The sequence below is a fragment of the Maribacter polysiphoniae genome, from assembly GCF_003148665.1.
GTDB lineage: Bacteria > Bacteroidota > Bacteroidia > Flavobacteriales > Flavobacteriaceae > Maribacter_A > Maribacter_A polysiphoniae.
The window spans coordinates 67,954-84,519 of sequence record NZ_QGGQ01000003.1 but is presented as its reverse complement, the minus strand read 5'-3'; the positions used below and the strand labels follow the sequence as shown (position 1 = coordinate 84,519).

Sequence of the window (16,566 nt, the reverse complement as noted above, 5' to 3'; positions counted from 1 at the left end):
GCAGTAAACAAGCATTCATTTTACAATCTGGATGTAATTTGTGTTTTCATGCAATTTCAATTGGACCAATGTCCCTGAAAAACCAAGTGAAAATGGAGGTCATCCTTATATTAAATCCGATTCTGCGCTTCTTTTGGCATCGCCTATGGATTCCCCTGACGGTTGTTGCCCTAATGACTTTCCATACCACACAATCCCAAAACGTTTCAGAGACCGGTCTCCCCTATATTCAGAATTATAGTCCAGATGAATATGGAGCTTTTATCCAAAATTGGGGTGCCGTTCAAGATAGTTTGGGTATTATTTATTTTGCGAATGGAGATGGCATACTATCCTTTAATGGGGCGAGTTGGAAATTATTGGAATTACCTGGATTAGTAAGCCCAAATGCAATAGTATCTACAAAAAAAGGGACAGTTTTTTTGGGAGGAATTGATGAAATAGGCTATTTGGATTCAGATGAAATAGGCCAACTTTCCTACGTTTCTTTACTATCTATTCTACCGGAAAAATTTCATGATTTCAATAGAATAAGATCAATATATAGTGTAGCGGATGATGTATTTTTTAGTTCGGAAAAATACATTTTCAAATGGGATGGAATAAAATTTAAAATCTGGGAAAATTCTGGGGATCCTTTACTGTTTTTAGCTCGCAACACCATATTTAAAAGAATACATGGGGAAGGGTTAACAGCTTATAATAAAGGAGGTTTTGAATTGGTTTCACAAGGAGCAATGTTTGCCAATATAAAAATAAGAGCCGTTCTTCCCTATAAAAAGAACTCATATGTAATAGCAACCAATAATCAGCTATATATTTATGATGGCACCCGTTTTGAGAGATTTGAAACCAATGTTCCCGAATTCTTCAATGATAATGTCATTAGTTGTGGAATAGCTTTAAACCCCAATACTTTCGCTTTTGGATCCTTTAAAAAAGGAGTATTGATCCTAGATGACAAAGGACTGAAAAAAGTTATGCTCTCTAAAAAAGGAATATTTCAATCGAATATGGTAATTAATCTTTTCCAAGACCGATCTGGCTTACTTTGGGCCTCATTAAATTCTGGAATAGCAAAAATTGAATATCCGTCTCCATTTTCCTTTTATAATGAGCTCAATAATACTCCTGGCTTAGTAATGGGTTTTCAAAGATATAATGACAAACTTTATGTGGGTACTGGGGAAGGATTATATGTGCTAAAAAATGATAATAAATCACAAGTTAATCTATTGGAACCTTTAGGTGACATGGGAATGGTTTTTGAAACCTTACTTCATAGAAACAAAATGTTAGTAGGCTCCAGAGGAGGGCTTTTTGAAATTGACAAAAAAGGAAACTCAAAAGAATTGTTAGATCTACCTAACGTTTCATCTTTGTGCGCCTCTAAAATAGATTCGAACAGGGTTTTTATTGGAACGAGTTCGGGATTGACCTCCTTATACCTCAAAAATGGCAGTTGGGCAATAGAACATATGTTTGAAGGAATAAATATTCAGGTCAGCAAAATTATTGAAGACATCAAAGGCAATTTATGGCTAACTATAAATAAAAACGAAGCAATACGAATTTCATTTGATGATATTCTGGAAACTAGGAATATAACAAATCCCATAGTAAGAACCTTCAAAGTGAAAGATGGTGTTCCTGATAATATTGGAAGGCAGTATTATATTGAAGATCAGCTTTATATTGAATCTGCTAATGAATTGTATTTGTTTGACCCACTTTCTCAGAAATTCGTCAATGATAAAAAATTACTTCAAAAACTAGGCCTTGATAACATAATAGCGAAAGTCCATTCGACCGATGATAATGGAAATATATGGTTAATAGAATATGACGGTGAAAATAGACTAGAACAATTGGCGGCCTTTGCCAAAAAAAATGGCACCTATATAGTGAAAGCGCTTGATGAAGAGAGAATAATGGACTTAAGAAAAAATGACATGTTTCCTGAACTGGAAGATAGTGTTATATGGTATCGGGGCAAAAAAGGGGTCGTCATTCGTCACGATTTAAAGCAAAAATTAGACAAAAGCATCCTGAATTCAAGGGCAATAATAACAGATATTTTTTGGCAAAACGACTCTCTGCTTTTTGGTGGTTATACGACTACTATTACAGCACAACTTCCCTATAAAAGCAATCAATTGCGATTTCAATACGCCAACCCGAGTTTCTACGACGAATCAAAAAATAAATTCCAGTATATCTTGGAGGGTTTTGATGAAGATTGGTCTGCATGGACCGATGAAACCAAAAAAGATTATACCAATATCCCGGCTGGGGATTATAGTTTTAAAGTCCGTTCAAAAAATATCTTTAATCAGGTTAGTACAGAAGATAGTTATTCATTTTCCATTCTACCGCCTTGGTATGGTACCTGGTGGGCTTACTTTATGTATGCTATAGGAACGATTGGCATTGTGGCCTTATACTCCAAATGGAGGTCTAATGAGTTGCAGAAAAAAAATATGGCGCTCGAGCGTACCATTAACAAACGCACCCTTGAAATACGCCAAAAAAATGAGCTCTTGAACCATCAAACGGAACAGCTGGTAGAGCTCAATGAGGCCAAGACCCGCCTATATTCGAACATCACCCATGAATTTCGGACACCTTTGACGGTTATCCTGGGAATGGCAGATACCTTAAAATCCAATTTCAGTCATCAGAATTTTGAAAATACGGATAAACCGTTGGAAATGATTCGCCGCAATGGCAAGAACCTTTTACACCTTGTCAATGAAATGTTAGACCTGGCCAAGGTAGAAAGCGGTTCCATGGCATTGAATTTGGTACAGACCGATGCCATACCCTTTGTAAAATATTTAAGTGAAAGCTTTCATTCCTTGGCAGAATCCAAGAAAATAAATCTTACCGTTTATTCTGAAATCAATGCCCTGGAAATGGATATCGATGTGAATAAGATGGCATCCATTATTTCCAATTTACTTTCCAATGCCATTAAATTCACCGCAGCCAACGGTAAAATAATCGTGCACCTCAATAAAATCAAAACGAAAGATGGAGAATTTTTTTCCTTAAAAGTGCAAGACAATGGTTTAGGGTTGGCAGAAGATGACATGGCCCATTTATTCGACCGCTTTTATCAGGTTGAAAATGAATCCACTGAATACCAGAAAGGCACAGGAATCGGGCTTTCCCTGGCCAAGGAGTTTGTGGAATTAATGAACGGGACCATTGATGTAGAAAGTACCCTTGGAAAAGGGAGCACCTTTACCGTTCTACTACCCATAACCCATTCTGCGGCTAAAACAACCGATGCCAAAATAACGATTGAACCACCCATCAAGGCTCCTTTATCATATCAAAAAGAACAAATCGATTTTTCCAAAAAGTCGTCCGAACTTCCTCTTGTACTTATTATTGAAGACAATGACGATGTCGCCCATTATCTCGAAACCTGCCTAAAAAAGAACTATCAGACGATTCATGCAAGAAATGGTGATGCTGGAATTAAAATGGCCATGGAGCACATTCCCGATATCATTGTTTCCGACGTAATGATGCCCGGCAAGGACGGATATCAAGTTTGTGCGACCTTAAAGGCTGATGAGCGCACCGATCATATCCCCATAATTCTCCTCACCGCAAAGGTCACAACCGAAGATCGACTTACCGGACTTACCCATGGTGCCGATGCCTATTTGGCAAAGCCGTTTATAAAAGAGGAACTCTTCACACGTTTGGACCAATTGATCCTAGTGCGGAAAAAGTTGATTGGTAAATTAGAGAAAAACGGATTGGCTTCCATGCTGAAGGATAAAGTAGAAAATCCACAAACCAAATTTTTGAAACACGTCATAAAAGCGATTCACAAGAATTTGGACAATCCTGATTTTGGTCCTTCCCAATTGGCCAAGGACATGCATTTAAGTGAATCCCAGATCTACAGAAAACTAAAGGCCATCACCGATAAATCGACAGCCATATTTATCCGTTCCGTGCGCCTACAAAAAGCAAAGGAACTGATTCAAACCACCCAAAAAACAATCTCAGAAATCGCCTATGAGACTGGTTTCAACGATCCATCCTGGTTTAGCAGGGCTTTTAAGGACGAATTTGGCTTCCCTCCCAGCGATTTATCCAAATAACTGATTACAAGTTAATTACACATCAACATTGCATTTTTATGCAATAATAGTACATGGTTTTACTTCCCAATTCATAATTACTACATGGGATTGGAATAATGGTAAACCCCATTACGTAGTTAGTACGATATCATTGTATCATAATTTATTTAAATCATAAGATTATGAAAACAACAATGAAACTTCTCTCCTACGGCTTAACGATATTCACCATACTATGTTCCTCATGCTCCAAGGATGGGGATACTGGACCAATAGGTCCTGCAGGTACAGCTGGTATTGACGGCATCGATGGAGAAGATGGCAATGCCAATGTCAGAACATTTGTTTTTAATGATGTTGGATTTAGTGGGGCTGAGACCATTGCTTTGGACATGACCGGCATATTAACCCCAGAGGTAATTAAAAGGGATGTCATCCTGGTGTATCTGAGGGTAGGGGACGAATCATTGGCTTCACGGGGAAGAGTGTTCAATCTACCTAGTAGGGTTCTAGGTAGTTTTTCAGACGATATTCCTACCCAGTATATTAATTTTTGGTTGGATGATTCAGAGAATGGCATTCCAGAAAAAATAATCGTTAATACACGAAGTATTGAAAATACCACACTCTTTCCCGATGAAAGAACACCCGTTGAATGGATCAAGGTCGTAATTATAGAATCATCCTTTTCGGAACTTTCATCAAAATCGCAGTCTTCGACAATAAGCGTAATGGCCGAACTGAAATCGGCTGGCGTTGATGTCAACGATTACCAATCAGTTTGTGCATATTATGGTATTTGCGGAGATTAAAATGGGTTACCCGGCAATCCCATTTCAGATCCCAAGCATATTGCCTTCAACCTTATTTCTATGCCTATTGAAAATCCATTAAAAACAGTACCCATGAAAACGATTAGAACATTTCGGAAAAACACGCCCAAAATCAACTTTATCCTGTATTTATTATTGGCAGTCGTGGTTACCGGTTGCAGCAAAGATGACGACTCAGGATCTAAGGAAATTGCAAAAAGTAGCGAAAAGCAAATCACCAGTTTTGTTTTTCGATCTGCCAATACCATTTTCCAAACCGATCTGGTGGCAACCATAGATGAAGAGAATAAAACGATCGATGTCACCGTACCACCAGATGCGGACGTTTTAAGCCTGCTTCCCGAAATTATGATATCAGAGGCAGCCACTATCGACAAAACCACGGCCCAAAACTTTACCCAGCCTGTTATTTACATGGTTACCGCCGAAGATGGGTCTACGGCCACGTATACGATAACCGTTCATTTCCCATTAACACAACGTCAGGTTTTACAGGCCATTTTAGATGTCAACCCGGGCAATACCATAACTTGGGATTTACAAAATACCAATGATTTAAATGATCTTGATGGCGTAGTTACAAATACAGAAGGCAAAATCACTCGTTTAAGCCTTGGAGAATTAAGCATAACAACATTACCCAAAGAAATTGGTTTATTATCCGAATTAACCTACTTATACCTTGGTGAATCTCAACTCAGGGAATTATCAAGTGAAATAGGGCAATTAACCAACTTGGAAGAATTGCATCTAAATGATAACTTTCTTACCTCCTTACCCAAGGAAATTGGCAATTTAGGTTCTTTATTGTTTTTAGGTCTTGATGGAAACTCGCTGACAACATTACCTGATGAAATCAACAAGTTAAAAAACCTGGAAAAACTTTATTTAGGGGCCAACCAACTCACCGCTATACCAGCAAATATTAGTGAAATGGTAAATCTTACACAACTTATCCTATCCGGCAACCTATTAACCGAATTACCTATTGAACTATGTTCATTGGTAAATTTGAACATATTGGATTTGAGTATCAACGATATCATATCGGTGCCCCAAGAAATAGGGCAGCTGGTTCATTTAGAAAGGTTATTGATGGCCGGTAATGAGCTTACTACTATCCCCAAGGAATTGGGCAAATTGGTAAATCTTGAAATTCTGTCATTAAACAATAATCAACTTACTTCCGTTCCTCCTGAAATAGGGTTTCTCATAAACTTAACGACATTGCGTTTATCCGAGAACCACATAACTTCCTTGCCGTTATCAGTTTATTATATAAAGAATTTCCATAATCCTACAATGACCATCACCCATGATCTGGTCCAATTGGGAAATGACACACCCGTAGAGGCTCTCATAGGAATCTATACCGCAAACCCCGACAATACACTGGGGTGGGGTGTAGACCACTATCCTGAGGTTACATTTCATGACAATGGCACCCCTAAAACCATTACCATGAACAATAAAAACCTGACAAGAATACCTGAAAACATCAACCGTATAAATTCCTTAGAGACTTTAAATGCAAACAACAATAATCTAGAAAACCTACCCTCGTCCCTTGGAAGTATAGAAACTTTAGCCGTTTTGACTTTGGCCAGTAACCAACTAAATTCAGTTCCACCAGAGTTAGGACAGCTAAACAATTTAGCCTTACTAAGTATAACCAATAACCCTTTAACAAGTTTGCCACAAGAAGTATGTGATCAGCAAATATCGAACGGAGGTATACTGACCCTACTTACAGATCCCGGGGAGGGTTGCAATTAATAAAATAAGCCACAGTAAATAAGCTTTTGAAACATCGATGATTTTTAAAACAGCATCTCATGAAAACTACACACACCCTTTTAAAAATAAACTTAAAGCCAAGCTTTATGATTTTTCTTCTTTTACTGACCTGTTTAAATAGTTGTAAAAAAGATGATGACCCAGTAACCCAACCCATAGTTACTATAACACCAGAGGAAGAAGAAATAATCTTAAGTGATGAAAAACAGATTACCAGTTTTGTATTTCTGCTGACCAATAACCCTATTGAAGTAAACGTAGTAGCTACTATTGATGAAGAAAACAAAACTATTACAGCTGCCATGCCGCCAGGTACAGATATCACAGGGTTGTTGCCTGAAGTTAAAACTTCTGAGTTGGCAACCGTTGATCGTGATACGGCTCAAGACTTCACTGAGCCACTAGAATATAAAGTTACTGCCGAGGATGGTACTACCTCGGTATATACTGTAACCATAACGGCCCTTTTAACGCAACGCCAAATTTTACAGGCTATTTTAGATGCCAACCCACAAAACACCCTTACCTGGAATCTTAATGCAATTGAAAATTTAGGAGATTTAGATGGCGTAACACTGAATACGGAAGATGAAATTATTGAATTAGATATAGAATACGGGGCTATTTCTACACTTCCTAGAGAAATAGGGCAATTAACAAACTTGGAATCTCTAAATCTAGCGCGCAACCAACTTTCTACAATTCCTGTAGAGATAGGGCAATTGGTTCAATTGGAATTTTTAAACGCAAGTAATAACGATCATATGGTAATTCCTTCAGAAATAGGGCAATTAAACAGTTTAATAGAACTGAATTTATATGGATGTCATATTTCTCAATTACTACCAGAAATTGGACAATTGAAAAAATTGAAAAAATTGCATTTACATTGGAATAATATTACTTCACTTCCCCCAGAGATAGGACAATTAACCAATTTGGAACTATTAAGGTTAGATGTTAATGAACTTACTGAAATACCACCAGAAATAGGGCTCTTAACAAAATTAAAAATGTTACTTATAGGTAGTAACGATTATACTGAATTACCTCCGGAAATAGGACAATTAAGAAATTTAACCGTTTTATCTTCAACCAATGGCCCGCTTACTTACCTTCCTCCAGAAATAGGACAATTAAGAAATTTAACAGAATTGGCGGTTTATAATACCCAACTTACTTCATTACCTCCGGAAATAGGCTTTCTTGGCAAATTGGAAAAGATACTATTGGGTCAAATAAATAGTATATCTGCATTGCCTGAGTCCATCTTTTATTTAGTCGAATTGCGTGGCCTGAGTATTATATCAGATAATATGATTCCTTACGAAACTACCTCACAAAAAGACGCCCTTATCAGTATATATAGCGCCAACCCTGGTAATACTTTAGGTTGGGGGGTAGATAATTTTCCTGAAGTCTCGTTCCATTCTAATGGCGATATAAAGGGTATTACCATGAATAATAAAAAACTTACTAGAATACCAGAAAATATTTCGGCTTTATCAAGATTAGAAAACTTTAATGTAAATAGTAACAATTTAGACAATCTACCTGCTGAACTAGGCGCTATAAGTTCCTTAGTAGTTATAACTGCTGCCAGTAACCAACTTAATACAGTTCCGCCAGAGTTAGGACAGCTAAACAATTTAGCCTTACTAAGTATAACCAATAACCCTTTAACAAGTTTGCCACTAGCTGTTTGTAATCAGCAAATATCGAACGGAGGTATACTGACCCTACTTACAGATCCCGGGGAGGGTTGTAATTAAAAAACCAATTCACAAATACTCCTAGAGATTGCATAAATAGTGATAACCATTCTAGGTTAGTATGGTTAACCTTGTAGTACTTCCCCCTTTAACATTGCAGCAAAAAAAACAAAACGCTTTGTCATGAATGATGAAACGAAATATCTCATTAAAAAACTGAGACTTCAGGTTACCCTATGCTGTACCATGATGGTATTGATCGGTATTACGACCCTACTCCTTTATTTTGATGTGTTTGCCAATGACCCCATACCCTCAGGAGAAATTACGCTTGGACCTATAGCCTCTGAATATGATATTTCATTATTAAACGATTCCGAAGAAAATATAGAACTGAAATTTGGACACGAACTTTTCATCAAAACCCCCAAATACATAGGCCCAGACAATGGTAATCCAGATAAGGCATATTCGGGCAATCGATTGGCTTGTAACAACTGTCATTTACAAGCCGGTACAAAACCTTTTTCCGGATCATTGATTGGAATTACAAATAGGTTTCCCCAATTCAGGGGACGGGAAAACAAAATTGGCACCATTGAGGAACGGATCAATGGTTGTATGGAGCGTAGTATGAACGGAAAGACAATGCCTCCTAATGGAAAGGAAATGAAGGCATTTGTCCAATACTTGACCTGGCTAAGCAGATTGGCCCCTGAAGATGGAAAAACATTTGGCCAAGGATTTGTCAAAATCGAAATTCCTGAAAGAGCGGTTAATCTTGAACATGGCAAACAGGTGTTTACTGCAACGTGCATTGTATGTCATGGTATTGATGGAAAAGGGAAAATAGCCATGGATGGTTTCACCTATGTCTATCCTCCATTATGGGGTGATGATTCGTTCAATAATGGTGCTGGAATGACCCGGGTTATTACAGCCGCCCGATTTATCAAGGGCAATATGCCCTTTGGAACTACTTATGATGCGCCGCTACTTTCAGATGAGGAAGCTTACGATGTTGCCGGTTATATCAATCAGCAAAAAAGGCCTATAAAAGTCAATCCCGAAAAGGATTTTCCCGATCTAACAAGAAAACCGGTATCTACCCCTTATCCACCCTATGCCGATTCCTTTCCTATAGAACAACACCAATTAGGACCATTTCAACCTATAATGGATTATTACAAACAAGAGTATAACATGGTTAAAATCAAATAGGCCCAAGCATAAAGAAAATGCCTTGTGGACATTTTCAGCAAAGGAGCCAGCCGGCGCATTGGCCTTATAAACTAGAATGTAGGATGTGAATAATTACTTCTTGCTGAATATTAATCAAATACATATATACAGATGAAAACAAAGACAAATTCACGAAGAAACTTTATGGGGGCCGTGATGTTAGGTGCCACGGCCAGTACACTTTCAGTGCTTGGCAACCCGGTATTTGCGGGTATGACCGATTTTAACGAAACCCAAATGGATGAAGCCGATGATTGGTTCAAAAAAATCAAAGGGAAGCACCGTATCGTCTATGATGGGTCTTATCCGCACAAGGGATTCCCCATTATTTGGAATTGGGCCTTCTACCTTTCGAACAATGAAACAGGATCACCAGACGATGATATTACGGCTATGACCGTTTTGCGGCATCACGGCATACCTTTTGCCTTTGATTCTTCCCTATGGAAAAAATACCCGTTGGGAGAGGTTTTCAACGTTAAAAAAGCAGACGGAACCAACTATGATCGAAATCCTTTTTATGAACCCCAAGAAGGTGACTTTCCCATGCCGGTGATTCAAGGCATAAAAGATATGCAGGCCCGAGGTGCCATGTTCTGTGTGTGCAATTTGGCGATTTCAGTATACAGTGGTGCCGTGGCCCAGCAAATGGGAGTAGATCCAAAGGAAACATATGATGAATGGATAGGAGCTATTAAACCGGGAATTCAAGTCGTCCCATCCGGAGTTTGGGCACTCGGTCGTGCACAGGAGAATGGGTGTGGGTACATCTTTGCAGGTGAATAAGTAAAATTAAAAATCTATAAAAATACACGTATGAAAACGATAGTAAATTTAATAATGGTGTGCGTATTCAGCACAATGGTTTTTGCACAGGAAAAACCCGTCAAAATCGTATTTGATGTTACAAGTAGTAATACCAGTGTGCATGAATCCGCAATGCGGCATGTAAAAATGATGTCCAAGGCATACCCTGATTCAAAATTCGAGATGGTCATGTATAGCGGTGCCTACAGAATGGTCGTAAAGGGTGAATCAACAGTTTCCGATGAAATGGAAGCACTAGCCAAGAATAAAAATGTAGACTTTGTGGTTTGCCAGGCCTCCTTGAATCGTCATAAAATCGATGCTTCCCAACTCGTTGCCGGAGTTAGGGCGGTTCCCGATGGCATTTTAGAGATCATCCAAAAACAGGGACAAGGCTGGGGCTATATAAAGGAAGGACAATAATCAACCATTTTACCCGTCTATATAGGGTTTGGGTCAGATTCACCAAAGTTAGAACCAGGGAATATTGAATAGTATAAAATGGAAACCATAGAGATTTTTGGTTATTTAGGGGCCTTGTTGGTCGGGCTTGTTTTGGGTCTTATGGGTAGTGGGGGTTCACTGATCGCAATCCCCATTTTTACCTACCTATTCCATATCAGTCCAATTACAACAACGGCCTATTCGCTCTTCGTAGTGGGTACTTCCTCTACAATAGGGGCTCTAAGAAATTGGGAGAAGGGATTGGTTGATTTCAAAATAGCCATTGTCTTTGCTATCCCAGCATTTATCGCTGTTTACGTTGTCCGTAAATATATACTTCCAATAATCCCGATGGAGATAGTCACAATATACGATGTCGCGGTTACGAAGGATATGGCGATTATGGTGTTTTTGGCACTAATCATGCTGCTTTGTTCTCTTTCAATGATACGGACAAAGAAGTCGCTGCTTGATCACAAACGATTAAATCGGTACAATTACCCTTTAATAGTGTCACAAGGTATCCTTATCGGCTTATTTACCGGTGTTGTTGGTATTGGTGGTGGTTTTTTGATCATTCCCACATTGGTCTTATTGGTAAAACTACCCATGAAGAAAGCAGTGGCAACTTCGTTGTTCATTATCGCTTTAAAATCATTGATCGGCTTTTTGGGTGATTTGGGGAATTTGGAAATAAACTGGGACTTTCTCTTAAGGTTTACAGCAATCTCAACCTTAGGTATTTTCCTGGGTATTTACTTTTCTTCCTTTATTAAGGGCGAAAAGCTTAAAACCTATTTTGGGTGGTTGTTATTGATTTTATCCATCGGTATTTTTTACAAGGAAGTTTTTACTTAAAGACCTATTGTACAAAAGTTGAATGTCAAAATTAAAACAGTAAAAAAATGATTCGGCCAGAAGATTTAACAGAAGAACAAAATTCATATGTAATTGAAAAAGAGATTCCGAGAGCAGGTAATCTGACTTAGGAACAATTAAAAGGCATTCACTAACATCATGTGGGATATTAAGAACTGTGGAACCACAGATTCAGTGGGTACATAGCTATATCACCGCGGACAAGGTTTATTATGTTTATAATGCACCTAACAAGGAAATGGTTCGTAAGCATGCCAAACAAGGAGGGTTTCCTGTAAATTCAGTTAGCCAAGTGACCAACATTATTGACCCAACAACGGCTGAATGGGCTATATCCAAAATTTAGCAGTGGTGGTATTCCAACTACTGTGATTAATTGTTTAACTTAAAAAAATAATCATGAAAATCAAAAAAGAAGATTTACCGATTACCATGCAAGCGCCAAATATGATCATGCGCGCGCAAGCAGATTGTGGAGGGCTAACCCTTGGCTACAATGAATTACCGGCAGGTACTGATTTTAGGCCTTTATTGAAAGGATTGGCAAACGACAGTTGCCATTGCCCGCATTGGGGTTATGTTATCGAAGGGAAAATGCTGATCTTTTATGACGACGGAAAAGAAGAATTGGTCAGCGCTGGGGACGTCTATTATTGGCCTGCGGGCCATACGGGCATCGTAAAGGAAGATCTTAAATTCCTTGAGTTCAGTCCGACAAAGGAAATGAACGATGTGCTCGCCCATGTAGGTAAAAGAATGGCCGAATTATCGGAATAACAACCATTATAAATCATTAATGCCAGTTTTATGAGAAAAAAGGGGGAAACACCAATTGCCATCGACAAAGAGGAATTTAAACAGATTGGATATCGACTGATTGATACCATTGCCCAATTTTATGACGATATTGAGAATTACCCGGTAACAAAAGGTGAATCCCCTATTCAATTACAGGATATTTTGGGCACGTCAACTTTACCGGAGCATGCTACCCCTACCGAGGAGATAGTAACAAGAGCCTCCGATTTGTTGCTCAATCATTCCTTATTCAATGGCCATCCTAAATTCATGGGATATATTACCTCATCCCCTGCCCCGATCGGTGTCCTGGCCGATATGTTGGCATCGGCTGTCAATCAAAATGTCGGTGCACAGATACTGAGCCCCATGGCCACCGAAATCGAAAAGCAAACCATAAAATGGCTGGCAGAATTTATCGGGGTATCACCAAGCTACGGCGGAATTTTGGTTAGTGGTGGAAATATGGCCAATTTCACCGCGTTTTTGGCCGCAAGAACTGCCAAAGGCCCCAGTAATTTAAAAGAGAATGGATTGTTGAACTCCAATGCAAAATTGATAGCCTATTGTTCCAAAACAACGCATACATGGGTCGAAAAAGCAGCCATACTCTTTGGTCATGGGTCCAAATCAATACGATGGATTCCTACCGATACAAACAATAAAATGAACAATGAAATACTGTCCCAGACCATAAGGCAAGATCTAAAAGATGGCAACCAACCCTTTATGGTAATAGGAACAGCAGGGGATGTAAGTACCGGCGTCGTGGATAATCTAACGGAAATTGCTTCCCTTTGCAAAGCCCATGATCTTTGGTTTCATATTGATGGCGCTTATGGCGCACCTGCAGCCATTATCCCTGGATTAAAAAGTCTTTTCGAGGGGATTGAGGAAGCAGATTCCATTGCACTTGACCCCCACAAATGGTTGTATGCACCGTTAGAAGCCGGTTGTACATTGGTTAAAAACCCCAAGCACCTGACAGACACCTATAGTTCGCATCCGGAGTACTACAATTTCAGTAAGGATGAGGAAGGTAAATCGATGAATTTTTATGAGTATGGACTCCAAAACTCAAGGGGATTTAGGGCTTTGAAGGTTTGGATGGCACTACAACAAGTGGGCAGACAGGGCTATCAAAAAATGATAAGTGAAGATATCGCATTATCGGAATCGTTATTTGAACACGCCAAGAATCATCCTGATTTGGAAGCCATAACCCAGAATTTAAGTATTGCAACCTTCAGATTTGTCCCTAAAAAGGGACTTCCAAATAACCAAAAGGAACGAATAACCTATCTCAACACCTTGAATGAAAAATTATTGGATACGCTCCAAAAAGGGGGTGAAGTCTTTCTATCCAATGCCATCATTAACGAACTCTATTGTTTAAGGGCCTGTATTGTAAATTTTAGAACTTCACAAAAAGATATCAAAGCGATCATTGAAATTGTGGTCCATGAAGGAAACAGAATCCATCAAGAACCCCACACAATTTAAATAAAACAAAACCCATGAAAACCAAAACTGAGAATTTCATTACCAAAATATCACTGGTATTTATTGGATATTAAACAATTTTAGAAGTATGCCATTCGACCTAAAGGAAATACTGCTACAGCATGGAAACCATCTTTTTGCCCGCCTCGAATTCCCTGACCAATTCAGCGACGATTTCATCAGCGGGTTTTATTCCTTGGATCAAGGCCGATACCTGACCAATTTCCAATTCACCTTCCTCCATATCCCCTTCAAACATCCCTTTCTTGGCCCTTGCCCTACCTAACAGTGCTTTCAATTGCTCTTTGGTTGCCCCATTTTCGTATGCCTTCTGTACATCATGGTAGAATTTATTCTTGATCAGTCGTACCGGTGTCAATTCCTTAAGGGTGAGCTGGGTATCACCTTCCCCGGCCTCAACCACGCGTTGCTTGAACAATTCATGGGATGACGCCTCTTCACTAGCGACGAAACGGCTTCCGATCTGTACCCCATCGGCCCCCAATACCATAGCCGCCAACATGGCCTTACCCGTAGCAATACCGCCAGCGGCAATAAGTGGAATGTTTATTTTTTCCCGTACGGCAGGAATTAGCACAAGCGTGGTGGTCTCATCCCTCCCATTATGTCCGCCAGCTTCAAAACCTTCGGCAACAATAGCATCTACCCCAGCCTCTTGCGCCTTAAGAGCAAATTTGACACTACTGACCACATGTACCACGGTGATGCCATTTTCCTTTAAATGCCCCGTCCATGTCTTCGGATTTCCTGCGGCCGTAAAAACGATCTTGACCCCCATCTCTATGATGAGTGCCATAAGCTTATCAACATCAGGATACAACATGGGAATATTCACCCCAAAAGGTTGATCCGTTGCTTTCTGGCATTTTTGAATATGTTCCCGTAAAACTTCAGGATACATGCTTCCTGCCCCAATAAGCCCTAAACCGCCCGCATTGGAAACGGCAGAAGCCAAACGCCAACCACTGGCCCAAACCATTCCGGCCTGAATAATGGGATATTTAATTCCGAAAAGCTGTGTAATCCTATTTTCCATAATAATACTGTATGTTCAAGACTCCTGACTTCGACCGAGTCACAAGATAAATTAAGAAATAACCCCTGAGCCCAACAATTCATCCCCAACATACCAGGCCACAAACTGTCCTTCGGTAATGGCGGATTGCTTATCCTCAAAATCAACATAAAGTCCATTCCCGACCTTATACAAGGTTGCCTTTTGCAAAGGTTGTCGATAACGTATTCTGGCCATAACCTCCATGGTCTCCCCGATGTTCAAGGCTAAATCAGTGCGTATCCAATGCAACTCATCATTGGACACAAATAGGGTCCTACGATACAATCCCGGATGGGATTTTCCTTGACCGGTATAAATGACATTTTCATTGACATCGGTCTCAATGACATATAATGGTTCTTTGGTTCCGCCTACATCCAATCCTTTTCGCTGTCCTTTGGTAAAATAATGAGCGCCCTGATGTTCCCCTACCACTTTTCCATCTTCAACGGCATAGCTTGGTTTTTTAGAAAAATAGGCAAGCTCCTCCTCCTTACTGCCAAATTCAGGTATCTGCCCCTGATATTGGCCAAAATTTTCGGCTACCTCAACGATAACCCCCTTTTTAGGTTTCAGTTTCTGCTGAAGAAAATCAGGCAATCGAACCTTACCGATAAAGCAAAGTCCTTGGGAATCTTTCTTATCCGCTGTGATCAATCCATTATCCGCAGCGATTTTACGTACTTCAGGTTTGGTCAGTTCCCCTATCGGGAACAATGTTTTTGATAATTGTTCTTGGGAAAGTTGGCATAAAAAATAGGACTGGTCCTTATTACCATCCAATCCCGATAAGAGTTGAAAGGTATCTTCCCCGTTTTCATTTGTGAACGACCCCTTTCGACAATAATGCCCGGTAGCGACATAATCGGCCCCCAATTGCATCGCGATCTTCATAAAAACGTCGAATTTGATTTCACGGTTACAAAGAACATCGGGATTTGGAGTCCTCCCTTTCTCGTATTCGTCGAACATATAATCCACAATACGTTCCTTGTATTCCTCACTCAAATCAACCGTTTGAAAAGGAATACCCAATTTTTCAGCAACGATCAAGGCATCATTACTATCCTCCAACCATGGACATTCTTCAGAAATGGTAACGGAATCATCGTGCCAATTCTTCATAAATAGGCCAATAACGTCATACCCTTGCTCCTTTAAAAGATAAGCCGCCACACTTGAATCCACTCCACCAGAAAGTCCTATTACTACTTTTTCCATAGTTATTAAAAAAGACTACAAAAATACGAATTTAGGGCTTGCACTCCCAAAATCAAGGTTCATCCTTCTTCGATATAAAAAATATTTTGTTAAACTTTTTACAATATTCATTAAACAAAACAGAATCTTTTGTATTATTGTTCAAC

13 protein-coding genes are annotated in these 16,566 nt (G+C 39.4%); 11 read left to right on the top strand and 2 right to left on the bottom strand.

Features of this window, described 5'->3' with window-relative positions:
• The first annotated feature begins 92 nt into the window (after positions 1–92).
• The 11 genes from LX92_RS07820 (at position 93) to LX92_RS07770 (ending at position 14,121) form a co-directional block, all read left to right on the top strand.
• On the top strand, positions 93–4,124 hold the full coding sequence (locus tag LX92_RS07820; RefSeq protein WP_170117810.1) for a hybrid sensor histidine kinase/response regulator transcription factor: 4,032 nt from the start codon (positions 93–95) through the stop codon (positions 4,122–4,124).
• A 164-nt stretch (positions 4,125–4,288) separates the two neighbouring features.
• A complete protein-coding gene (locus LX92_RS07815; protein WP_146197815.1) occupies positions 4,289–4,918 on the top strand; it encodes a hypothetical protein in 630 nt (209 codons plus the stop codon).
• 93 nt (positions 4,919–5,011) lie between these two features.
• Positions 5,012–6,715: a leucine-rich repeat domain-containing protein gene (locus tag LX92_RS07810; protein ID WP_170117809.1), complete on the top strand. Its 1,704-nt coding sequence runs from the start codon at positions 5,012–5,014 to the stop codon at positions 6,713–6,715.
• A 59-nt stretch (positions 6,716–6,774) separates the two neighbouring features.
• A complete protein-coding gene (locus LX92_RS07805; RefSeq protein WP_109649749.1) occupies positions 6,775–8,508 on the top strand; it encodes a leucine-rich repeat domain-containing protein in 1,734 nt (577 codons plus the stop codon).
• Between the two features lie 123 nt (positions 8,509–8,631).
• Positions 8,632–9,669, top strand: a complete 1,038-nt coding sequence (locus tag LX92_RS07800) for a c-type cytochrome (protein ID WP_109649748.1) — start codon at positions 8,632–8,634, stop codon at positions 9,667–9,669.
• A 132-nt stretch (positions 9,670–9,801) separates the two neighbouring features.
• Positions 9,802–10,476 (top strand): Tat (twin-arginine translocation) pathway signal sequence containing protein, encoded by a 675-nt coding sequence (locus LX92_RS07795; RefSeq protein WP_109649747.1) that lies wholly within the window; start codon positions 9,802–9,804, stop codon positions 10,474–10,476.
• A 30-nt stretch (positions 10,477–10,506) separates the two neighbouring features.
• Positions 10,507–10,920 (top strand): DsrE family protein, encoded by a 414-nt coding sequence (locus LX92_RS07790; protein ID WP_109649746.1) that lies wholly within the window; start codon positions 10,507–10,509, stop codon positions 10,918–10,920.
• Positions 10,921–10,998: 78 nt separating this feature from the next.
• Positions 10,999–11,799, top strand: coding sequence for a sulfite exporter TauE/SafE family protein (locus LX92_RS07785; RefSeq protein WP_109649745.1), 801 nt, complete (start codon positions 10,999–11,001; stop codon positions 11,797–11,799).
• Positions 11,800–11,977: 178 nt separating this feature from the next.
• Positions 11,978–12,166: a DUF4242 domain-containing protein gene (locus LX92_RS23045; protein ID WP_211315841.1), complete on the top strand. Its 189-nt coding sequence runs from the start codon at positions 11,978–11,980 to the stop codon at positions 12,164–12,166.
• A gap of 53 nt (positions 12,167–12,219) precedes the next feature.
• Positions 12,220–12,597: a cupin domain-containing protein gene (locus tag LX92_RS07775; RefSeq protein ID WP_109649744.1), complete on the top strand. Its 378-nt coding sequence runs from the start codon at positions 12,220–12,222 to the stop codon at positions 12,595–12,597.
• A 30-nt stretch (positions 12,598–12,627) separates the two neighbouring features.
• Positions 12,628–14,121: a pyridoxal phosphate-dependent decarboxylase family protein gene (locus tag LX92_RS07770; protein WP_109649743.1), complete on the top strand. Its 1,494-nt coding sequence runs from the start codon at positions 12,628–12,630 to the stop codon at positions 14,119–14,121.
• A 115-nt stretch (positions 14,122–14,236) separates the two neighbouring features.
• Here LX92_RS07770 and LX92_RS07765 read toward each other — a convergent pair whose 3' ends face one another.
• A complete protein-coding gene (locus LX92_RS07765) occupies positions 14,237–15,178 on the bottom strand; it encodes an NAD(P)H-dependent flavin oxidoreductase (protein ID WP_109649742.1) in 942 nt (313 codons plus the stop codon).
• 51 nt (positions 15,179–15,229) lie between these two features.
• Complete coding sequence (gene mnmA / locus LX92_RS07760; protein WP_109649741.1) at positions 15,230–16,420, bottom strand: tRNA 2-thiouridine(34) synthase MnmA; 1,191 nt, start codon at positions 16,418–16,420, stop codon at positions 15,230–15,232.
• Positions 16,421–16,566 lie beyond the last annotated feature (146 nt).